Consider the following 23,705-nt stretch of genomic DNA (forward strand, 5'->3'; position numbering starts at 1 on the left):
AATAACATCCCATAGAAAAATAATAAGAACATGGGCACGAATTATCCTTTGGGGGAAAAATGAAAAAATTGATGATTAGCCTCGCCGTTGTGAGTGCGCTAGGTTTAACTGCGTGTGATGATGAAACCATCGCCGATATAGAAAAAGAAAATGCAGAAATTGCTCCTGTAAATCCTACTGCACGAGTTGTCTTCGACCCATCTGGCGGTAATCTATCAGTGCCAAATGATTTATTGTTAAGTTCTTCTGATTTAACCTTAAATATTCCTGGCGTTGTTGACCCGACAGATGTTTCTGATCCTTACGTTGGCCTTAATGCTACTGATGGTTGGTCAACTCATCAACCTTTCGTAATTGGTATCGACTTTCCTGATGGCGTATCACTTGACCCTACTAGTGTGTTTAACAGTGGCGGCGTAGAAGTGTATAAAGCTATTATGGGTTTAGATTTAAATGACCCTGAATGTACTTTAGCGGTAGCACCAGGACATGCTTGTAAGGGCGTATCTAAACTTGTTATGGGTGAAGACTATATAGTACAAGCTGAAGGCAATGATTTAGCCTTTGTACCGTTAAAGCCACTTGAGGCTAAAACAACTTATATAGTAGCGCTAACTAGTCGTCTACAAGATACTGACGGTAACCCAATTGCAGGTTCATCTACGTATGAATTAGTTAAACAAGATATTAATGAGTCGCCAATTGCAGATCCAGCAATCCAAGGTTTGCAATCTATCATCAACAGTTATGAAATGGTTGCAGAAGGCTTTGGTGCCAACCGTGAAGAAATTATCTACACTATGGCAATGACAACTCAGTCTGTTTCAGATGTGCTTACTACAGCAAAACAATTAATTGTTTCAGATTTAGCTGACCCAACTGACTTAACTAAAGTTCCTCATGTGGGTGTTCAACAAATAGGTTTCCTTGCCTCGCATTTACTCTTTGGTGAAGCTATTGCCGACCCTAGCGATCCTCGTTTTATTTATAATGCGGCTAGTGTGGTTCCGGGTAAAGTAATGAATGCTCGTTACTACAGCGGAGTTCCAACATCTAAAAACCCAACAGCACCATTGAATCAACCTTGGAAAGCTGAGTGTGACTCTGCAATTATGGTGCTAGGTGCACCTGAAGGAGCAATTCCTGAAGGCCCGATCAACGAAGAAGATGCTTATTGTATGGCATTTGGTTTACGTGATGTTGGTATCGATACTGAGCGTAACTTAACTAAGTACAATCCAATTCCTAAATTGATTGAACGTCAAGACTTAGACATAGTTATGACAGTACCTGAATTAGGCACAGTGAATGCTATTCGTGCGAGTTTAATGCTAGACCCTATTGCTAAACCTGAAAATGGCTGGCCGGTAGTTATGCTACAACACGGGATTACGGGTTATAAAGAGCAAATGCTAGCTGTTTCAGGTGTATTGTCTGTATACGGTTTTGCAACGGCTTCAATTGATCACCCATTACACGGTGTGGCAAATCCAATTTTCCCTGAAACTCGTGGTTACGGTGAAATTAATGCATCATCTGATCCTACTGCTTACTTAAATTTAGCGTCGCTACTTAATGGCCGCGATAACCTTCGTCAAAGTGTTGCTGATGCATTAACACTGCGTATGGCTCTAAATAATGTATTTGATGTAACTTCTGGTTCGCCAATGCCTTTAGGTATTGATGGCAATGATGTTTACTATGCAGGTATGTCGTTAGGTGCTATTACTGGTACTGAGTTTATGGCAATAACTAACACTTCATTAGGTAATGCGAACCCTGCAATTGACCCTGCTATTGTTGACCCTATGTTTAAGGTTAACGGCGCTGTATTATCTGTACCTGGTGGCGGTATTGGTAACTTCTTATTAGAGTCTCCAGCGTTTGCGCCACTAGTTAAAGGTTCTTTAGCTTATGCTGACTCTCCTGATTTCCAAGATTTTGTTAATAGCGGCATCTCAGGCACAGCAGATTTAGGTGAGAACTGGACGATGTTTTCATCACAATTAGCACCTGCTCAATCAGGAGCATTTGCTGGTTTATTTACAGGATTTACTTTTGCTGCACAATCGATCATTGATTCAGCAGACCCTGTGAATTACTCAGCGATGTTAGCGGCAAATGGTTCAAATATCCTTGTTCATACGGTTGTAGGTAACGGTGTTGATAACCTTGAAGATCAAGTTATACCAACTAAAGCAGATGCATCTGGTAACCAGATTTCAGGCTCTAACCCATTAATTTCACTTTTAGGTTTAGATTTAGTGTCAGATATGGCAATGAATGAAACTGGTGTTTCTGGTGCTGTTAAGTTTGTTAACGGTCATCACGGTTCGTTATTAACTCCTGAGGCAGAAGCTTATTCAATTAATGAAGCTCGCGTTACTCAAGAAATGCAAACTCAGATGGCAGTGTTTTTTGCGAGTAAAGGTACTTTAATCAAAGTATCAGATGATGAGCTTGTATTAAAATAATTAATTCTTACAAAGAATAAACTAAAAAGGAGGCTTAGCCTCCTTTTTTTTATCGCAACGAATATCCATTCGTGTAGAATTAGCATAATTTAAAATAAAACTATTTAATCAACAAACTCTGTTATTTGGCAGGTTTAGGAGAATAAAACTTGGAATTTTTGTACGAATACGGCTTGTTTTTTGCCAAAGTAATTACTTTCGTTATTGCTGTCATTGCCATTATCGCTGCTATCGCTGGTGCCGCCCATAAACAAAAACATAAAAAAGGCGAGCTAGAAATAAATGACTTAACAGAACAATACGCTGATGTTGAACAGCACATGTTAGAGCACTTGTTAAGCAAAGAAGAGTTAAAAAAGCATGATAAAGAGCTAAAGAAAAAAGAAAAAGAGCAAGCTAAAGCGGCTAAATCCGGTGAAGTTGAGACTAAGCCACGTTTATATGTTGTTGAGTTTAAAGGTAGCATTGACGCGAAAGAAGTTGATAGCTTACGCGAAGAAATTAGCGCAATATTATCTGTTGCGACTAAAGAAGATGAGGTGTTTGTTCGTTTAGAAAGTGGTGGTGGTATGGTTCATGGCTACGGGCTTGCATCTTCACAACTTGATCGTATTCGCCAACAAGGGATCCCTTTAACCGCTTCTGTAGATAAAGTTGCTGCCAGTGGTGGTTATATGATGGCTTGTGTTGCCGATAAAATCATTGCAGCACCATTTGCCATTCTTGGTTCAATAGGCGTTATTGCTCAAATACCAAACTTTAATAAATTATTAAAAAAGAGCAATATTGAATTTGAACAATTAACCGCTGGTGAGTACAAGCGTACTTTAACTATGTTCGGTGAAAATACAGATAAGGGCAGAGAAAAGTTCGTTGAAGAGTTAGAAGAAACTCATGGTTTATTTAAAGACTTTGTTGGTGAACACCGTCCAAGTTTAGACATTGCTAAGGTGGCAACGGGTGAGCACTGGTTCGGCACAAAAGCTAAAGAGCTGGGATTAGTTGATAACATCCAAACCAGTGATGATTACTTACAAAATGCAGCTAAAGAGCGCTCAGTTATTGCGGTTAAATATTCAGTTAAAAAAGGCTTAGCCGACAAGTTTGCTAAAGCCGCTAGCTTATCAATAGAGCAAACAGCAGGAAAATTGCTGCAAAAGAATCGTATTTTCCCAAGCTAAGTTTAAAGACTTAGTTATTTAGACTAAGCTAGCTTCATAATACTTTATTGAATTTACCCAGTTTGGAGCGATCTGAACTGGGTTTTTAAGACTAGGGGGATAGATGAAACAAGATTTTTGGCATCAGTGTTGGGAAAATACCCATATAGGCTTTCATCAAGACGAGCTACAACCTTTATTAATAGAATACTTTCCACAATTTATTGAAGCCGAGGACTCTAGAGTTTTTGTTCCTTGTTGCGGTAAAAGCTCTGATTTACTTTACTTTTCAAAACGCTTTAAAGTTATCGGTAATGAGTTAAGCGCTATTGCATGCCGCGATTTCTTTCATGACAACCACTTAATCCCTAATATAAAACAAACCTTACGCTTTAATGTATTCGAACAAGGCAATATTAGTCTTTATCAGGGCGATTTTTTCTCATTAAAGTCAGATTCATTTAAGCCATTTGATTGGATCTACGACCGAGCTGCTTTAATTGCCTTTCCTGAAGATATGCGCAGCCAATATGTAGCGCATTTAAAATCATTTATACAGAGCAATACTCGTGTGTTTCTGCTGACTCTTGAGTTTCCACAAGGGGAGATTATCGGCCCACCATTTTCAGTAACACAAAGCGAGGTTGAAGGCTTATTTCAAGGTTATGAGATAACTAAAGTAGCAACTAGGGATTTGACTGGGCAAAAATTTGCCCGAAGAAGTCTACCTGTATCTAAGTTAGTTGAGAGTTTGTATATAATTAAAGGGTAAAGTTATCTGATAAAGAAAAGGGCCGCTAACTTTTAGTTAGTGGCCCTTTTGCTAAGTTACTTATTAGGGGTAACCCTAAAGAATTATTCTTTTAAATGATGGAAGTCAATTCTATCTTTACTAGTATCATCTTCGCTGTTGTATACAGCTTCATCTAATTGACCTTCAGACTTACCAACGATAACCGTTACCATCGAATCACCTGTAATGTTTACAGCAGTACGAACCATGTCTAGTAAACGATCAACACCGATGATTAAACCTATGCCTTCTACAGGTAAACCAACCTGAGCAAGCACCATAGCAAGCATGATAAGGCCAACACCAGGAACACCTGCTGTACCAACTGAAGCAAGAGTAGCGGTAACGATCACCATTAAGAAGTCGCTTACCGATAAGTCAATGTTGAATACTTGCGCAATAAATACCGTCGCAACACCTTGCATAATTGCCGTACCATCCATATTGATGGTCGCACCAAGAGGAACCGTAAATGAAGCGATTGAGTTATTTACACCAAGCTTTTTGGTCGTTGTATTCATTGTTGAAGGAATTGTTGCGTTACTACTTGCAGTGCTGAAAGCAAATAAAGCGGTAGTGCGTAACTTCTTAATAAATATAACCGGGTTTAATCCAGTCATTAGTTTTAATATTACCGGGTAAGTAACCAAGGCATGGATTACTAATACGCCCAAAACTAGTAAGAAGTATTTTACTAAGCTGGTAATTTTTTCAAATTCTAACTCAGTAAATAGGGTGGTCATTAAACAAAATACACCGTATGGCGCAAGGTTCATTAATATAACCACTAAACGCATGATAACTTCGTTGAAGTCTTCAAACATACTCGCAATGCGCTCACCAGATTTACCAGCTAATGCAACTGCTAAACCAAACAATAAAGCAAAGACAATAATTTGTAGCATGTTACCTTCAACAAACGCATCAAATGGGTTGCTTGGGAACATATTGATAATAACTTGTGCTAACGATGGTGCTTCTTTAGCGCCATAAGTAACATCGGAGGCCATATTAACCCCTTCGCCAGGCTGTACAATTAATGCCGCGATGATTGCTAAAGTAATAGCAATCGCTGTGGTTAATAAATACAAACCTACGGCTCTACCGCCGATACGACCAAGTTTAGAGGTATCGTTTAATGAGCAGGTACCACAAATTAGTGACACAAAAACCAGAGGTACAACAAGCATTTGTAGAGAAGAAACAAATATCTTGCCACCTATCTCAAATATTCCATCTACAAAAAAGCCTCTGACAGAAAAGTCAAAAAGGTATAGAGGAATAAGTAAATCTCCACCCTTAGGAAGCATTGCTTGGAATATTGTGCCTAGTAGGATACCAGCAAACATACCTATAACAATGCGGCGGGTTAAACTGTTAGCGCTTTCTTTATTCATAAGAACCGTCTTTAAGTTAGATTAAAAATTAAAATATGACATTAATTATATAGTGTATTAGATAAAAGGTGTTAACACTATGTTAATGATATTGCTAAGGATAAACTCTATCTTGCATTGTTGAATATTTAAATTGTGTTGAGCAATATTTTTTTTGTGTTTAAAGGTAACTATTTTGTAATTAATCAGTTACTATGAAAAAATTGAAAATAAAAATAAACTCAGGGAGAGCGCTCATATGAAGCATTTTCAAAATTTAATTTATCCATTGGCACTAATTTTTCTAGCTGCCTGTAGTGGCGATTCATTAGATGGTTCAGATGATGTGTCCGTCGATGGCAGTGCAGAAGAGGTTCTTACAGATACTGGAGAGGTATCAAACCTAACCTTAAGTATTGATCTAGTATCGCCAAATACTTCTGATGAGATCACTGCTATCAGTGTTACAACCCCTGGGCAACTAGTGGTTAATGTTGGAGGCCTTAGTGGACCTGCAATAGTTACGTTTAGTTCAGATATAGGTGAAATCCCTATTCCTACAGCTATTACAGATGATAATGGTCAAGCAAGTGTTGATATTTATGCTGGTAACAAACTTGGTGCCGGTACAGTAACTGCAACTTTAAAAGATGGTGAATCGATAGATAAAATTATTGTCGTTGGAGCTACTGAATTACAAATGGGCTCTGGTTCGCCATTTACAGAAAATGCAGCAGAGTTAAGTTTAAGTCAAATTTCAGCTGGTGGTACTAGCGTTGTTAGTGTCAATATAATTGACGAGAGTGGTAATCCTTACACTTTACCGGTAGAAGTAAACTTTAGCTCTAACTGTTCTTCTCAAGGTACAGCAAGTTTAAGTACTGGAGTTACTGCTAGCGGCGGAATCGCTTCAAGTACATATTTAGCTAAAGGCTGTGTGGGTGATGATCCTATTACAGTTTCAGCTAATGCCGGTGGTGTGAACTTATCTGCAACAGCGACAATAAATGTTTTACCATCAGATGCTGGTAGTGTTGAGTTTATTGGTGCAACCCCGCAACATATTTCATTACAAGGCATTGGTGGTACTGAAGTTTCTACAGTAATTTTTAGAGTGTTAGATGAAAACGGTAACCCTGTTAGCAATACTGAAGTTGAGTTTTCATTGAACACTGATATCGGCGGTATAGAACTTGATAATAATATAGCAACATCTGGAGAAGGCGGTTTAGTACAGGTAACTGTTAATTCAGGGACTGTATCTACTCCCGTTCGTGTAACAGCTACTATTGTTGATTCTTTACCACAAATTTCATCTCAATCAAGCTTGTTAGTTATCTCTACAGGCATTCCTGATCAAGATAGTTTTAGTTTATCAGCTAGTAATGTCAATGTTGAAGGTTTGCATATTGATGGTACAACTGTTGATATTACAGCTCGTTTAGCAGATGCTTTTAATAACCCGGTGCCAGACGGCACAGCTGTTTATTTTACTGCTGAAGGCGGCTCTATTACACCTGAATGTACAACTGAAGGCGGTGCTTGTAGTGTTCAGTGGGTAAGTCAAAACCCAATTCCTGCAGGTCAAGAGTTAGACCCTGAAAATAATATTTTACCTGAAATTTTAAATAATATGGGGCAGGAATATGGTGGTCGAGTAACTATACTCGCTACTGCGATTGGTGAAGAGTCTTTTGCAGATCTAAATGGCAATGGTCTATTTGATGTGGGCGCTGAAGCTACTCAGTTTTTAAATGGCCAAGATGTTGCTAATCATCCATATGATATTGGTGAAGCTTATGTTGATCATAACGAAGATGGGATTTTTAACCCTCAACAAGCTGGTGGTGAAGTAGGAGGCGAAAATGAAGAATTTGCCGATTTTAATACTGACACTATATATGATGTAGCTGACTTAAAATACAATGGAGTACTTTGTTCAGAAGAAGCACAAGCTAATAATTTATGTTCAGATGTAAAATCAGTAAACGTTCGAGGTAGTTTAGTTATTGTTGCATCTGGAAGTCATGCTTACCTTGCCGTTGATAAAACAATTGATGCTCATGACGACATTAGCCTTAACCTTCCTGACGATAACGTTGTTAATATTACTGGTGAGAATACAGCAGCGGCGAGTGTAATCATTGCAGATATCCATAATCAACCGATGCCAGCGGGTACCATTATTGAATTTACAGCCACTGCCGGTTCAATTGTTGGTCCTGATACATTTGTTTGGCCTAATGATAATCATAATGGTGGACGAGCATTTAGTGTATCAATTGAAGGTGAAGATGAGCCTAAATCAGGTAGTCTAATTGTAGAAGTTACAACGCCTTCTGGTGTGAAGACTACATATTCACCTATCAGTATTGTAATTACAGCTCCGGTAGTCGTTCCTTAGGAAGATTATGCTTCTAATAATAAAAAGCCTCTTTGAGGCTTTTTTTATGGATAATGGAAATTAACTGCAGCACTTTGTTTAAATAACGAACATATTTGTCTGCTAGTCGTAAATAAATAAATAATTGCTTTATATTTCACATAAAAATTTATTATGATGGCGCACTTAAATTACCCCGAAAATAATACTCTTTCATAAAAAAGAATCATAAAGAGTTAAAATAATTGCTTGTAAGTAAGAAAAATTACATATATACCTAATAGCAATTGACTAATTTTTTTGAGTTTTATAACTATTTAACTCATTTATATACTATTTCAGATTGAATAATCAGGCCTGGCTTAACAGGAAAGTAAACGTTTATGGCAAAATCTCTGGTAATTGTGGAGTCTCCAGCAAAGGCGAAAACAATTAACAAATATCTCGGTAAAGACTTCATTGTTAAATCAAGTGTTGGTCACGTACGAGATCTACCTACAAGTGGCACAGGTAAAAAAGCAGCAACTAAATCTCCTGCAGAAGTTAGGGCGATGACGCCTGCTGCAAAAGAAAAATATAAAGCAAAACGTGAAAAAGTAGCTTTGTTCAATCGTATGGGTATTAATCCAGAAAAAGATTGGGCTGCTACTTATGCTGTACTACCAGGTAAAGAAAAAGTCGTCACCGAATTACAAACTCTCGCGGACAAGGCCGACATGGTTTATCTCGCAACCGATTTGGATAGAGAGGGAGAGGCGATAGCTTGGCACTTAAAAGAGCTTATCGGTGGAGATGATAGTCGTTTTAAACGCGTTGTTTTTAACGAAATTACCGAGTCAGCAATTCAAGAAGCGTTTAAGCAACCAAGTGAATTGAACATGCACGGCGTTAATGCGCAACAAGCACGTCGTTTCTTAGACCGAGTAGTTGGCTTTATGGTTAGCCCTCTATTATGGAAGAAAGTTGCTCGAGGCTTATCTGCAGGTCGCGTACAGTCGGTTGCAGTTAAGTTAGTTGTTGAGCGTGAGCGTGAAATCAAAGCGTTTGTGCCAGAGGAATATTGGGACATTGAAGCTGATACCATCGCAAAAGGCGATGAAGAGTTAAAGCTTGATGTCACTCATCAAAATGGTAAAGCGTTCAAGCCTACCAACGAAACCGACGCCATGGCTGCGGTTAGTGCATTAAAAGCTGCTAACTATAAAGTAAGTAAAAGGGAAGATAAGCCTTCTAAAAGTTCACCATCAGCACCTTTTATTACCTCAACATTACAGCAGGCCGCGAGTACTCGCTTAGGATTTGGTGTTAAGCGTACTATGGGTCTAGCTCAGCGTTTATACGAAGCTGGTCACATTACTTATATGCGTACCGACTCAACCAACTTAAGTAAAGAAGCGGTTGAAAGCTGTCGAGAATTTATTGGTAAAAATTTCGGTGATAATTATTTACCTGAAAAAGCTAAAGTATTTGGCGCTAAGTCTAATGCACAAGAAGCGCATGAGGCTATTCGTCCATCAAATGTAAAAATGGAAGCCGCTTTATTAGACAATATGGAAGCAGATGCTCGTCGATTATACGATTTGATCTGGCGTCAATTTGTTGCCTGTCAAATGACAGCTGCACGTTATGATGTGTCAACGATCACGGTTACTGCGGGTGAGTTTGACTTAAAAGCTAAAGGTCGAGTGATGCGTTTCGACGGTTGGACCAAGGTTCACAGTCGTAGTGCTAATAAAACCGGTAGCGAAAAAGACACACACTTACCTGATTTAGCGGTGGGCGAAGAAGTTAAATTAAAGCATCTTGAGCCTAGCCAACACTTTACTAAGCCGGTTGCTCGTTTTGGTGAAGCATCTTTAGTTAAAGAATTAGAAAAACGTAGCATTGGTCGTCCATCAACGTATGCGTCGATTATTTCAACAATTCAAGATCGTGGCTATGTGCGCCTTGAATCTAAGCGTTTTTATGCTGAAAAAATGGGTGAAATCGTAACAGACAGTTTATCTGGTAGTTTCCAAAAGTTAATGAATTATGACTTTACTGCCAATATGGAAATGCGCCTTGATGAAATCGCTGACGATAAAGCATTTTGGAAAGACGTATTAACTGAGTTTTATACCGAGTTTACTAAACAGTTAGCTATTGCCGACAAGGGTATGGATGAAGGTGGGATGCAGCAAAACTTACCTGTACTCACTGATATCGACTGTCCTACCTGTGGACGTAAGATGGGCATTCGTACCGCATCTACGGGCGTATTCTTAGGATGTTCTGGTTATAGTTTACCGCCAAAAGAGCGTTGTACTAAAACCATGAACTTAACGCCTGGTGAAGAAGCGGTAAGTGTTACTTCTGAAGATTCAGAAACTGAAGCGTTAATGGCGATGAAACGTTGTGGCAAATGTGGCACAGCAATGGATAGTTATTTAATTGATGAAACTCGCAAGTTGCATGTTTGTGGTAATAATCCTGTATGTGATGGCTACGAGCTCGAATTGGGCGAATTTAAGATAAAAGGTTATGACGGTCCGGTATTAGAGTGTGACCGCTGTGAATCTGATATGGAGCTTAAAAACGGTCGCTTTGGTAAGTACTTTGATTGTACTAACGAAGACTGTAAAAATACGCGTAAACTGCTAGCAAGCGGTGAAGCGGCTCCACCAAAAGAAGATCCTGTGGATTTACCTGAGCTTAAGTGTGAAAAGTCTGACGCCTTCTTTAAATTAAGAGATGGCGCAGCGGGTATTTTCTTAGCGGCAAGTACTTTCCCTAAATCACGTGAGACTCGCGCTCCTAAAGTTGCTGAATTACATCGCTTTAGAGATAGGATTTCTGAAAAATTCTACTACTTAGCTGATGCACCGCAACAAGATAGTGCAGGTAATTTAGCTGTTGTTCGTTACTCTCGTAAAACCAAAGAGCAGTATGTGATGACCGAAGTTGAAGGTAAAGCAACCGGTTGGGTAGCAAAATACGTCGATGGTAAATGGGTAGAGGAAGAGACTAAGAAAAAAGCTCCTGCCAAAAAAACGGCTAAGAAACCAGCGAAAAAAGCAGCAGCTAAGAAGAAGTAAGTTTTAGCTTAGCTAAGATTATTAAGGGCCTAATTTGTATTTCAAGTTAGGCCTTTTTATTTTCAATCTCAAGCAAATTTTTGAAGATTGTTAAACAATGGTTAAAAAGTTATAGATTAAAAATAGAGAATGATATATATTTTGATTATAAGAAAGCTATTATTTATAACTAATGAAACTACAACAATTACGCTATATCGTCGAAGTCCTTAACAATAACCTTAATGTCTCTGCTACAGCAGACAGTTTGTTTACTTCTCAGCCAGGAATAAGTAAGCAAGTAAGAATGCTTGAAGATGAACTCGGCGTACAAATTTTTGGCCGTTCAGGTAAACACTTAACTCATGTGACTCAAGCAGGGCATGAAATTATTCGCATATCGTCTGATATTCTATCAAAGGTTGAAGGCATAAAATCTGTTTCCAGAGAGTATACTCAGCCAGATGAGGGTAAGCTCAGAATTGCGACGACGCACACTCAAGCTCGTTATGCACTACCTGATGTGATTAAAGGCTTTGTCAAAAAATACGACAAAGTGTCACTGCATATGTATCAAGGTACTCCTGCGCAAATAAGTGATGCAGCAGCTAAAGGTGAGGCTGATTTCGCTATCGCGACAGAATCATTGCACTTATACAATGATTTAATCATGTTGCCTTGTTATCACTGGAATCGCAGTATCATAGTACGTAAAGATCATCCATTAGCTCAGCTTTCTAAACTTTCGATAGAAGATGTTGCGGCGCACCCATTAGTAACCTATGTATTTGGCTTTACTGGCCGTTCGGTTTTAGATAAAGCATTCCAACAAGCAAACTTAGAGCCTAAGATTGTATTTACCGCAACCGATGCTGATGTTATTAAGACTTATGTTCGATTAGGTGTTGGTATTGGTGTAGTCGCGACTATGGCCATCGATCCTGAGCAAGATTCGGATCTAGTTGTTTTAGATGCAAGCCATATTTTTGAGCAAAGCACGACTAAAATAGGCTTTCGAAGAGGCTCTTTCTTACGTAGTTATATGTTTGACTTTATTGAGCGTTTTGCACCTCATTTAAATAAAGACATTGTAACTAAAGCTATGCTACTTAAGAATAATCAAGAAGTTGATAAACTTATTGGTGATATTGAATTACCGGTAAGGTAATTAACTACTTAGGCATAAAAAAAGACGCATTAGCGTCTTTTTTTGTTTATTGTGTTTCTAGTTTCTAGTTTCTAGTTTCTAGTTTCTAGTTTCTAGTTTCTAGTTTCTAACACTCAATAATATTAACTGCTAAGCCGCCTCGAGATGTTTCTTTATACTTAGTTTTCATGTCGTTACCCGTTTCCCACATGGTCTTTATTACTTTATCTAAAGAAACCTTTTGTGTGCCTGTGCCACGCATTGCGAGACGAGAAGCGTTAATGGCTTTAACTGAGCCCATAGCATTGCGCTCAATACAAGGTACTTGTACCAAACCACCAACAGGATCACAAGTAAGGCCTAAGTTATGTTCCATGCCAATTTCAGCTGCATTTTCAACTTGCTTAGGATCGCCACCTAATATTTCAGTTAGTGCACCAGCTGCCATTGAGCACGCTACGCCAACTTCACCCTGACATCCTACTTCTGCGCCTGAAATAGATGCATTGGTTTTATATAAAATACCAATAGCGGCGGCGGTTAATAAATAACGAATACAATCTTCGTCAGCAACTGGTTTAACAAACTTGTTGTAATAACATAATACCGCCGGCAGGATACCGGCAGCGCCATTTGTTGGAGCCGTTACTACTTGTGAGCCAGCCGCATTTTCTTCATTAACTGCTAAAGCAAATAAGTTAACCCAGTCCATTGCTTGTAAAGGGTCGGCATTTTTTTCAACGGTAAGTAGTCGGTGTAAGCTTGGCGCGCGGCGAGTTACTTTTAAGCCGCCAGGTAATATACCTTCAGTATTTATGCCGCGTTCTACACAGGAGAACATAGCATTCCAAATTTTAATTAATTCGCTACGAATAAAGCTTTCTTCATTTAAACATTTTTCATTTGCCATCATTACCGAGCTAATACTTAAGCCTGTTTCTTTACAAATAGATAGCAGTTCATCAGCTGAAGAAAAACGGTATGGACGCTCAATATTACTGTGTAGAGAAAGCGCTTTGTCTTTTTCTTTTTCAAACTCGCTGTCTTCTACAATAAAACCGCCACCGATAGAGTAGTAAGTTTTTTCAAGTATCAGATCATTATCATTGAACGCATATATAGTCATTGCGTTAGCATGTGCAGGCAGTGTTTTACGGCGGTGGTAAATAATGGCATCTTCTTTTGGAAAGTCGATATCCATTTCATTATTTAAAACAACTTTTTCAGTCGCTACGGTTTGTTCAAGAATTGAGTCAATTTTATCTACCGCTACCGACTCCGGTGCTTCGCCATGTAAACCTAAAATAACGGCTTTGCCAGTACCATGACCAATACCTGTTTGTCCAAGAGAACCAAAAAGCTCTACTTTAACGCGGTTAACTTTATTGAAACTGCCATCATTTTTTAATGACTCAATAAAGCGATTGGCGGCGCGCATAGGGCCTACGGTATGTGAGCTCGAAGGGCCAATACCAATTGAAAACATATCAAATACACTAATCATGCTTAAACCTGAATAAATGAGCGGTATGTGCCGCCTTGTTAAAATAATGTTCGGATTCTAACGTATAAATCCAAATGTTAAAACAATAGTTGTGCTTATGTTTGAATTATTTCAAATGCACAACCAAATCTTTTAATATTGCAGCCGTTGCACCCCAAATGTTGTAGTTTAAATATGGCATAAAATAAATATTATGCTTAATACCTTTACGTTTAACCTCTATATCTAAATGATTCTTTTCATTGATAAAGTGATTAAATGGTACGGTAAATATTTCAGATACTTCATTATCATCTTTAACGAAAGGGTAGTCCCTTGGAATAAAAGCCACTATAGGTGTTATATTGAACCCAGTTATGGTGTGATAATCTTTGAGTTGACCGACAATGTCTACATCTGCAGGACGTAAGCCAATCTCTTCATGCGCTTCTCTTAACGCTGTAGAAATAATGCTATTATCAAATTCTTCAACTTTTCCGCCTGGAAAACTGATTTGACCTGCGTGATGCTTTAAGTGTGCGGCTCGTTTAGTTAATACAATTTCAATGCCATCATCTGAATAGGTCAGAGGGATGAGGACACTGGCTTGTTTTAGTTGTCCATGATGTAAATAAGGACTACTGATGTTATCAAGACCATGAAAAGAGAAACGTTGTAAAAACTGCTGTTTATTCAAAACTACACCTATACTGCTATTGTAGTACTACTATAGTTTCAGTATAGGCAAAATTTTGTTAACTTTATCAAAAGTTTCTTGGTATTCACTGTCAACTTTTGAATCAGCAACTAAACCGCCTCCTGCCCAGCAATGAATTTTGTCAAATTCACAAACTAAAGTTCGGATGGTGATACTGGTATCAATTTTTCCACATGCTGAGATATAGCCTATTGAGCCACAATAAACACTACGTCTATTAGGCTCTAACTCTTCAATAATTTCCATTGCTCGAATTTTTGGAGCTCCGGTTATTGAACCACCAGGGAAGGCGCCACGGATTAAGTCCGTGCCATCGAAATTACTTTGTAGCATGCCTTCAACAGTGCTTACTAAATGATGTACTGCTGGAAAGCTCTCAATTTCAAATAGAGATGGCACATTTACCGTACCGGCACGGCATACCTTACTAATATCATTGCGTAGTAAATCGACGATCATTAAGTTTTCAGCTCGATCTTTGGCTGAGTTTTGCAATTCAATTGCATGCTCTTGATCAAACTCGGCGATATTGCTTCTAGGACGCGTGCCTTTGATTGGCTTACTTTGGACTTTTTGATTTTTTAGCTGTAAAAAACGCTCTGGAGAAATGCTTAAAATAACGCCTTCTTCAATGCGCATAAAAGCTGAAAAAGGTGCATTATTACTGGCACGCAGTTTTTTATAAGCAGCAAATTCATCGCCTTCATACATTGCACTAAAACGTTGCGCTAAATTAATTTGGTAGCAATCCCCCGATAGTAAATACTCTTGTACTTTGGCAAACTTTTCGCGGTATTGCTCTTTAGTCATATTTGCGCGCCATTCTGAGGTAAGCTCAAATGTGCTATTTATAGCAGAGTTTGCTGCTAATTTTGTGCTGATTTTCTCAATTAATTCGCTTAGGTTATTATCGTGAGAGACTAAGGTAAACAGCTTAGTTTTATTATCAAAAATAATCGCACTGCGATAAATGCCAACAGCCATATCTGGTAAACCAATATCGATGACTGAAGTTGATGGCAGCTTCTCAAAACGGCGACCTAAGTCATAACTAAAATAGCCAAGAGCACCGCCGCAAAAAGGGATGTCATTATGCTCATTAATTGTCTCAGGAAATATCTTACTTTGTAATTGTTTAATTAATAAAAGCGGGTCTTGGTTTGATAATTCTAACTTATCTTGTGCCGGCCAATAAATTCGAGTGCTAGTTATGGCTGTTTTTAATGTCACAATTGGCTCAAATACGAAAATATCAAAACGACAATCAACGTGGGAGCTATTGCCTGAGTCTAACCAAAATGCCCAGTTATCGTTTGAGAACGCTGAAAATAACTGCTCAGGTGTTAAATCTTTAGCAACGCTTAACTCGCATGTAAAGTAAGGTAGTGAAGAGGTGGTATCGTTCATTACTCGATTGAAATTCCCAGTCTTAGACAAAATTGTCCAATAGATATTATTGGCGTTATTGTAGCAAAAAAATATTACGAATATAGCTAAATGTCTAGTTGTTGAAGATATTTGCCTGTTGTATTATATGGTCACTTTTACATTCCATTACATAACATAACAAACGAGAATATTATGACTGTTATTAAGCAACAGGATTTTATTGATAGCATTGCCGATGCTTTACAATACATCTCTTTTTATCACCCTTTAGATTTTATCCAAGCGCTTGAAAAAGCTTACAATAAAGAACAAAGTCAAGCTGCTAAAGATGCGATAGCGCAAATATTAATTAACTCTCGTATGTCTGCTCAAGGTAAACGACCTATCTGTCAAGATACCGGTATTGTTACCTGTTTTGTAAAAGTTGGCATGGCTGTGCAATGGGATGCAACTGATTTAACGGTACAACAAATGGTTGATGAAGGTACACGTCGTGCTTACCTTAACCCTGATAATCCGCTACGAGCATCAATTGTTAAAGACCCTGCTGGCAAGCGTATCAACACCAAAGATAATACCCCATCGGTTGTACATATTGACTTAGTTCCAGGCAACGAAGTTGAAGTAATGATCGCTGCTAAAGGTGGCGGTAGTGAAAATAAAACTAAAATGGTTATGTTAAACCCAAGCGATTCAATTGCTGATTGGGTTGTTAAAACATTACCAACAATGGGCGCGGGTTGGTGCCCACCAGGAATGTTAGGTATAGGTGTTGGCGGTACAGCTGAAAAAGCTGGCGTGCTTGCCAAAGAAAGCCTAATGGATCCGGTAAATATTCAAGAGCTAATTGAACGTGGTCCGCAAAATGCTGAAGAAGAGCTACGTTTAGAAATTTTTGAACGCGTAAATAAATTAGGTATTGGCGCACAAGGCTTAGGTGGTTTAACTACCGTAGTTGATGTAAAAATTAATTCAGTACCAACTCATGCGGCTTCTAAACCTGTGGTTATGATCCCAAATTGCGCGGCGACTCGCCATGTACATTTCCATCTTGATGGCTCAGGACCTGCAGATTTAACGCCTCCTAAACTGGAAGAGTGGCCTGAAATTACGTGGGAAGTTGGTGAGAATGTGCGCCGAGTTAACGTTGACGAACTAGCTAAAGCAGATGTGAGTGAATGGAAAACAGGTGAAACTGTTTTACTTTCAGGCACTATTTTAACTGGTCGTGATGCTGCCCATAAACGAATTCAAGACATGTTAGCTAAAGGTGAAGAGTTACCTGTAGATTTCACTAACAAGTTTATTTATTACGTAGGCCCTGTTGATGCTATTGGTGATGAAGCGGTAGGCCCCGCTGGCCCAACAACTGCAACACGAATGGATAAATTTACCGAGATGATGTTAGCCCAAACCGGCCTGTTAGGCACTATTGGTAAAGCTGAACGTGGTGCTGCAACAGTTGAGTCGATTAAAAATCATAAATCAGTTTATTTAATGGCTGTTGGTGGCGCGGCTTATCTGGTTTCAAAAGCAATTAAAAAAGCGAAAGTAGTAGCTTTTGAAGATATGGGCATGGAAGCAATCTATGAATTTGAAGTTGAAGATATGCCGGTAACGGTTGCTGTAGATAGCACTGGTGAGTCAGCTCATGTAACTGGTCCTGCTATTTGGCAAGCCAAAATTCAAGACTTAGACGAAGCGCTTAAAGCCTAGTTTAACGCTTGGTGTAACACAAACGCCCATTAGGGCGTTTGTTATTTTTATGGGTAAAAAATATCAGCCCAGTTGAAATAAAAACAATAATAATTTCAATAATTAATATAAATGTACAACAGAGAAACTATGAAAACTAAATTACTTCCCCTAGTAGCATTAATGGCTTTGCCATTGGCAACTACCACTTCTGCCGAGGTATTAACGGTAGATAAACTTAATAGCTTAAATCAATTACACGATGTTGCGATATCTCCAGACGGTAGCCAATTATTATTTGGCTTAAAGAAAGGCCAAGAAAAAGGCAGCAATCATTTATACCTGCAAAATATTAAAGATAATAGCGTAACTCAATTAACCAGTCACAGCAGTAGTGAAAGCTCGGCTGTTTGGGCTAATGATGGCCAAGGGGTGTACTTTCTTTCAAGTCGCAGTGGTTCAAACCAGCTATGGTACATAAGTGTTAAAGGCGGTGAAGCACAGCAATTAACTAACTTTCCTTTAGATGTTGAAGGTTTTAAGTTATCTAATGATGAGAAACAACTGGCCTTAAGCTTTACGGTTTTACCTGGTTGTAAAGATTTCACTTGTAGTTTAGAAGCATTTGCCAATGAAAAAGCAAAGAAACATAACACTCGTGCTTACGATAAATTAATGGTGCGTCACTGGGATGTTTGGTTAAACAAATTTAAAAGCCATTTATTTGTCGCTAAATTAGAGCAAGGTAAACTAACAACTCAAGCTCAAGATTTGATGGCTGATTGGGATACTGACTTTGCCGGAATGGGGCAGGTGTCATTTAACCCAAATGGTGAAAGCATTGCTTTTTCAGCGAAAACTCCCGGTGTTGACCATGCATGGACAACCAATTGGGATATTTTTGAAGTTAGTTTAAAAGACAACAGCATAGTTAACCTTACTGAGAAAAATACGGCTTGGGATGCTATGCCAGTTTATTCGGCAGATGGACGTTATTTAGCTTATAAGGCGATGAAAACTCCTGTATATGAGTCAGATAAATTTAGCCTTATGGTAAAAGATTTACGTACTGGCGATGTCAAAGATGTTGCTCCTTTGTGGGATCGTTCAATTTCTAGTTTCCAATTTTCACAAGACAATCGCAGCGTTTATGCTGTTGCGCAAGACCTTGGGCAAAAGAGTATTTTTGATATCGATGTGCAGTTTGGTGAAGTAACACCTATTTATAATCAAGGCTACGCTGGCGATGTAACATTTTCTGGCAATGACTTGTATTTTACTTTGCACAACTTAGCGGGTCCAAGTGATGTTTATACCATCAAAAAAGATGGCTATGGGTTTAAGCAAATCACTGATGTAAACAAAGCTAAAATGGCTGATGTTAAGCTTGGTGAGTTTGAACAGTTCACTTTTAAAGGTTGGAATAATGAAACAGTACACGGTTACTGGGTTAAGCCTGCTAATTACAAAGAGGGCGAAAAGTATCCTATCGCATTTTTAGTCCATGGTGGTCCGCAAGGCAGCTTTGGTAATATGTTCCATTACCGTTGGAATGCTCAGCTTTGGGCTGCTCAAGGCTACGGTGTTGTTATGGTAGATTTCCATGGTTCAACTGGTTATGGACAAGAATTTACCGATTCAATTTCACACGATTGGGGTGGCAAACCACTTGAAGATTTACAAAAAGGTTTAGAGTTTATTACTAAACAGGAAAAGTGGTTAGATCGTGACAACGCCTGTGCACTTGGTGCTTCTTACGGTGGTTACATGATGAACTGGATCATGGGCAACTGGAGTGACGGTTTTAAGTGTATTATCAACCATGCTGGTTTATTCGATATGAAGAGCTTTTATAACGTAACTGAAGAGCTTTGGTTCCCTGAGCATGACTTTGGCGGTCCAATTTGGGAAAAACCAGAAGAGTACTCTAAATTTGATCCATCGCGTTTTGTTGATAATTGGAAAATGCCAATGTTAGTGATTCAAGGTGAACTAGATTACCGAGTGCCATACGGTCAAAGTTTAGGTGCATTTACTACCTTACAACGTAAAGGTATTGATTCTCGTTTGGTTATGTTTCCTGATGAAGACCATCATATTCGCAAACCAGATAACTTAAAAGAATGGTATCGCGAAGTATTTAGTTGGATGGAAAAATACGTTAAATAATTTAGCTTAGTATATTCTACTTATATCATTAAAAATCTCGATTCAATATCGAGATTTTTTTTACTTAAAAACAATTAGCTACATTGTTTATTAGCGTATTAACTTGACTGTAAAGCTAACTAAAGGTTAAGTTAACTGTAAATATAGACAGTGTTTAAGTCTGCTCACAACTATTAATAAGAATTACTATGAACGATATTCCTCATTTCTCCATTATTACCATCTCCTTACTAAGTGTTTTAACGCTTTTTTGTTTGATTTTATTGAGCAAAGTTTCATCGCTAACTACATCGTTACAGCAACAAAGCAAAGATAATTCAATTGTTCAAGACCGGTTAAAACAGTGGCAAGAGCAGCAACAATTAGGTCAACAACAACAAGAGAAATTACGCAGCAATCTTGAGAATTCAAGCTCGCAATTACAAATTAAATTATTACAGCAATTGAATGAACATAAAGAACAATTCAATAAAAATCAGATGTTTGCTATCAATCAACTGATTGCTCACTTGAATAAGTCAACCAAAGAAAGTCGGGAAGAGTTAGCGAAGTCATTAACCACTAATTCAGAAGTTATGGCCAAACGAATGAGTGAGTTAACGCAAAATACAGATAAGCGTTTACAAGATATTTCAGCCGGCGTTGAAAAACGTTTATCGGATGGTTTTGATAAAACCACTAAAACTTTTAACGACATATTAAAGCGCTTAGCTCTAATTGATGATGCTCAGAAAAAAATTACCGAGTTATCCACTAACGTGGTTAGCTTACAAGAAGTATTGGCCGATAAACGCTCTCGTGGAGCTTTTGGTGAAGTGCAGCTAAATGCTTTAATACGTAATGTATTACCCGAAAAACACTTTTCACTACAGCACACACTATCTAATGGTAAAATTGCCGACTGTATTTTATTTTTACCAAAGCCAACGGGTAACGTTGTTATAGACTCGAAGTTCCCATTAGAAAGTTACAAGAAAATGACTAATATAGAGCTAGGTGAGAGCGACAGAAAGCTTGCTGAGCGTCAATTTAAAACAGATATTAAAAAGCACATTAATGACATTAGCGATAAGTACTTAATTGACAATGAAACCTCCGATGGTGCGATTATGTTTATTCCTGCTGAAGCTATTTTTGCTGAAATCCATGCTCATTATCCAGATCTTGTTGAAGAAGCTTACAAAAAACGAGTGTGGTTGTCTTCGCCAACGACCTTAATGGCCATTTTAACTACGGCTCGCTCGGTACTTAAAGATGAAGCAACACGCAAACAGATACACCTAATACAAGAGCATTTATCCTACCTTGGCGCAGACTTTGGCCGCTTTAAAACTCGCTTTAATAATCTTGCCAAGCATATCGACCAAGCAGCACAAGATGTGAAGCAAATTCATACCTCAGCCGAGAAAATCTCAGGCCGGTTTGAGAAAATTGAACAAGTAGAATTAACTGATGACACGCAGGCTAAATTAAACTAAATATCAAGGTGTCAGAGTTGTTGAAACTATGCATAGCTTCAACGACTCTATCAAGGGGGGCAGATCAACTTGAAAACTTGATGATATCAAGTTGATCTGACCCCCTTGATTTTATAATGACATTAGTACGTTGATAAAGACGATTGATAGTAATATTGGGCAGACATAGCGTAAGTAGTTACCTAATAATTTAAGCCCAGGCTTGCTTGCTATTAATGATTTATCAGCGAGTTGATTACCTCGTTTCCAAATCCAGCCAACTACAATAAAGTAAAATAAGCCCATTATTGGTAATTGGAATGAGTTCACCCAAGTGATCACTGCGCCAAATAAACTGTCAAAGTTAAACACAATAGACATACAAGCAATTAGCACAATTATTGAAACAATTATTGTCGCTTTACTTCTTGAATATTTCTTATCTTCAACAAGATAAGATACTGGTACCTCAGTTGAAGAGATTGTTGACGTTAATGCCGCCATAGACATTAATGAGAAAAATACCAAGGCAACATAGACACCAATACTGCCCATTGAATCAAATAGGGTCGGCAGAATTGAAAAAATGAGTTGTGGCCCACCAATGAGTTTGCCTTCTGAGAAAACTTCTAAGCCCATGTGCTGGGCAACAAACAATGTTGGGATAATCAATAAACCGGCTAAAAATGCAATCAAGGTATCAAGAGCACCAATTGATATAACCAATTTACCCATTTGTGCATTTCGTTTCATGTAGGAGCCGTAAACCATCATCCCACCAACACCTATTGATAGTGAGAAGAATGCTTGCCCCATTGCTGAAATGATCAACATAGGATCTTTAAGCTGGCTAAAGTCAGGCATTAAATACATGGCCACGCCTTTGCTTGCGCCAGGTTGTTGCAGGATATAAATAATTAAGCCAACTAATAAAATAAATAAAATAGGCATTAAACGGGAAGACCAGCGCTCAATCCCTTTATGAACACCATTATTTATGATTAGTGCACCAAGAATAATGAATATAGGGGTGAAGGCTAGATTGCGAGCATGACTTGATTGCGATAACCAATGTGCTGCGTCAGTAAAACCGAGTAACTCCATCAGTGGTGATAAAGCATGTGCTAGCATCCAACCAGCAACTATGGTGTAAAAGCTCAGCATTAAAATAGCACCGAGTAGACCAAATAAACCTGCGTATTTACCTAGTTTCCTTGATACATTTTCACAAGCATCAGCTAATGCGCCTACTGGATTTTTTTGTGCTTGATTGCCTATGTACATTTCTGCATATAGAGCAGGAATAGCTAATAATACCGTTACAATTAAATAAACAAATACGAAAGCTGCGCCACCATTGTTAGCGGCTTGCGTTGGAAACCCCCAAATATTACCTAAGCCTATCGCGGCGCCTGCTGCTGCAAGAATAAAACCTATACGGGAGTGAAAAGAATCTCTGTTTGAACTCATAACTTTCTTATTTTAATAATTGTTAACTAGAGCTTACCTATAACTAAAAACGTTTGGCAAGATATATTGTTATTTCCTTATAGTTTTTATCTAAATGATGCTTTTAAAGTAGAAATATTGAATAAAATCCTTATTATGTTCACTTTATTTCTACCTAAGTACGTACCTATGCTGCAATACAAAATAGTTCCTGTTACTCCTTTTCAACAAAATGCCACTATATTTTGGTGTGATCAAACCCTAGAAGGCGCCATTATTGACCCAGGTGGTGAAACAGATAAATTACTATCTGTTGTTGATGAGTTAGGGATTAAGTTAACTAAGCTATTATTAACCCATGCCCATGTCGATCATGCCGGCGGTACGCAAGATATTGCGGATAAACTTGACTTACCTATTGAAGGTCCACATAAAGCTGATCAATTTTGGATTGATATATTTGAACAGCAAATCAAGCAGTTTGGTTTTCCCGAGGCTCGAAAATTTAAAACTGATCGCTGGTTGGAGCAAGGTGATGTAGTTAAGCTTGGTAATGAAGAGCTTGAAGTCTATTTCTGTCCAGGTCATACCCCAGGACATGTAATATTTTTTCATCGGGAAAGTAAATTAGCACAAGTTGGCGATGTGTTATTTAAAGGTTCTATTGGCCGTACAGATTTTCCAAAGGGTTGCCATGCAACTTTAATTAATGCCATTAAGAGCAATCTATGGCCATTAGGAGATGACGTTCGTTTTATTCCTGGTCATGGACCAATGGGGATATTTGGCGAAGAGCGAAGAACTAACCCTTATGTAAGGTAAGTAAATGCCAATTTAAGCCTGTTTAAAATATAAGCGTTAATTACATTTAACTACATCTGGTAACGTTTTCTGCGTACTATTAAAAAGCAGGTTGTAATAAAATTGTTATACTAAAATTTAGTCTGAATAAGTTATTT

Annotated in this window: 15 protein-coding genes; 10 read left to right on the forward strand and 5 right to left on the reverse strand. The window is 38.3% G+C overall.

Annotation, left to right across the window (positions count from 1 at the left end; genetic code table 11):
- Window positions 1-59: 59 nt before the first annotated feature.
- The 3 genes from FNN08_RS02420 (at window position 60) to FNN08_RS02430 (ending at window position 4,406) form a co-directional block, all read left to right on the forward strand.
- Window positions 60-2,474, forward strand: a complete 2,415-nt coding sequence (locus tag FNN08_RS02420; RefSeq protein ID WP_143583135.1) for a VolA/Pla-1 family phospholipase — start codon at window positions 60-62, stop codon at window positions 2,472-2,474.
- 149 nt (window positions 2,475-2,623) lie between these two features.
- The gene (gene sohB, locus FNN08_RS02425; protein WP_143583136.1) at window positions 2,624-3,655 is read left to right on the forward strand and encodes a protease SohB; all 1,032 of its coding nucleotides are present in this window, start codon (window positions 2,624-2,626) and stop codon (window positions 3,653-3,655) included.
- Between the two features lie 103 nt (window positions 3,656-3,758).
- Window positions 3,759-4,406 (forward strand): thiopurine S-methyltransferase, encoded by a 648-nt coding sequence (locus FNN08_RS02430; RefSeq protein WP_143583138.1) that lies wholly within the window; start codon window positions 3,759-3,761, stop codon window positions 4,404-4,406.
- A gap of 83 nt (window positions 4,407-4,489) precedes the next feature.
- Here FNN08_RS02430 and FNN08_RS02435 read toward each other — a convergent pair whose 3' ends face one another.
- Window positions 4,490-5,824, reverse strand: a complete 1,335-nt coding sequence (locus FNN08_RS02435; RefSeq protein WP_143583140.1) for a dicarboxylate/amino acid:cation symporter — start codon at window positions 5,822-5,824, stop codon at window positions 4,490-4,492.
- A 238-nt stretch (window positions 5,825-6,062) separates the two neighbouring features.
- On the opposite strand from FNN08_RS02435, the gene FNN08_RS02440 reads away from it, so the two are divergent.
- The 3 genes from FNN08_RS02440 to cysB all read left to right on the forward strand — a co-directional run bounded on the left by FNN08_RS02440 (window position 6,063) and on the right by cysB (window position 12,407).
- A complete protein-coding gene (locus tag FNN08_RS02440; RefSeq protein ID WP_143583143.1) occupies window positions 6,063-8,207 on the forward strand; it encodes an Ig-like domain-containing protein in 2,145 nt (714 codons plus the stop codon).
- Between the two features lie 362 nt (window positions 8,208-8,569).
- Window positions 8,570-11,260 carry a type I DNA topoisomerase gene (topA, locus tag FNN08_RS02445; RefSeq protein ID WP_143583144.1) on the forward strand — a complete coding sequence of 897 codons (2,691 nt, stop codon included), beginning with the start codon at window positions 8,570-8,572 and terminating at the stop codon, window positions 11,258-11,260.
- A 172-nt stretch (window positions 11,261-11,432) separates the two neighbouring features.
- A complete protein-coding gene (cysB, locus tag FNN08_RS02450; RefSeq protein WP_143583146.1) occupies window positions 11,433-12,407 on the forward strand; it encodes an HTH-type transcriptional regulator CysB in 975 nt (324 codons plus the stop codon).
- Between the two features lie 106 nt (window positions 12,408-12,513).
- Here cysB and FNN08_RS02455 read toward each other — a convergent pair whose 3' ends face one another.
- The 3 genes from FNN08_RS02455 to pabB all read right to left on the reverse strand — a co-directional run bounded on the left by FNN08_RS02455 (window position 12,514) and on the right by pabB (window position 15,994).
- Entirely contained in the window at window positions 12,514-13,890 is a 1,377-nt protein-coding gene (locus FNN08_RS02455) for an L-serine ammonia-lyase (protein WP_143583148.1), read from the reverse strand.
- Window positions 13,891-13,996: 106 nt separating this feature from the next.
- Window positions 13,997-14,566: a CoA pyrophosphatase gene (locus tag FNN08_RS02460; RefSeq protein WP_185962547.1), complete on the reverse strand. Its 570-nt coding sequence runs from the start codon at window positions 14,564-14,566 to the stop codon at window positions 13,997-13,999.
- 30 nt (window positions 14,567-14,596) lie between these two features.
- Window positions 14,597-15,994 (reverse strand): aminodeoxychorismate synthase component I, encoded by a 1,398-nt coding sequence (pabB, locus tag FNN08_RS02465; RefSeq protein ID WP_143583152.1) that lies wholly within the window; start codon window positions 15,992-15,994, stop codon window positions 14,597-14,599.
- Between the two features lie 174 nt (window positions 15,995-16,168).
- Here pabB and FNN08_RS02470 point away from each other — a divergent pair, with 174 nt between their 5' ends.
- The 3 genes from FNN08_RS02470 to FNN08_RS02480 all read left to right on the forward strand — a co-directional run bounded on the left by FNN08_RS02470 (window position 16,169) and on the right by FNN08_RS02480 (window position 21,318).
- Complete coding sequence (locus tag FNN08_RS02470) at window positions 16,169-17,692, forward strand: fumarate hydratase (protein ID WP_143583154.1); 1,524 nt, start codon at window positions 16,169-16,171, stop codon at window positions 17,690-17,692.
- Between the two features lie 129 nt (window positions 17,693-17,821).
- A complete protein-coding gene (locus FNN08_RS02475; RefSeq protein WP_143583156.1) occupies window positions 17,822-19,840 on the forward strand; it encodes a prolyl oligopeptidase family serine peptidase in 2,019 nt (672 codons plus the stop codon).
- Window positions 19,841-20,028: 188 nt separating this feature from the next.
- Window positions 20,029-21,318: a DNA recombination protein RmuC gene (locus FNN08_RS02480; RefSeq protein WP_143583158.1), complete on the forward strand. Its 1,290-nt coding sequence runs from the start codon at window positions 20,029-20,031 to the stop codon at window positions 21,316-21,318.
- Window positions 21,319-21,429: 111 nt separating this feature from the next.
- Here FNN08_RS02480 and FNN08_RS02485 read toward each other — a convergent pair whose 3' ends face one another.
- Window positions 21,430-22,767, reverse strand: coding sequence for a sodium-dependent transporter (locus FNN08_RS02485; protein WP_143583160.1), 1,338 nt, complete (start codon window positions 22,765-22,767; stop codon window positions 21,430-21,432).
- A gap of 171 nt (window positions 22,768-22,938) precedes the next feature.
- Between FNN08_RS02485 and FNN08_RS02490 the strand changes: the two genes are divergently transcribed.
- Window positions 22,939-23,568 carry an MBL fold metallo-hydrolase gene (locus FNN08_RS02490; RefSeq protein ID WP_260679291.1) on the forward strand — a complete coding sequence of 210 codons (630 nt, stop codon included), beginning with the start codon at window positions 22,939-22,941 and terminating at the stop codon, window positions 23,566-23,568.
- Window positions 23,569-23,705 lie beyond the last annotated feature (137 nt).

Origin of the sequence: Thalassomonas sp. M1454, from assembly GCF_007097525.1 — a bacterium.
GTDB lineage: Bacteria > Pseudomonadota > Gammaproteobacteria > Enterobacterales > Alteromonadaceae > Thalassotalea_A.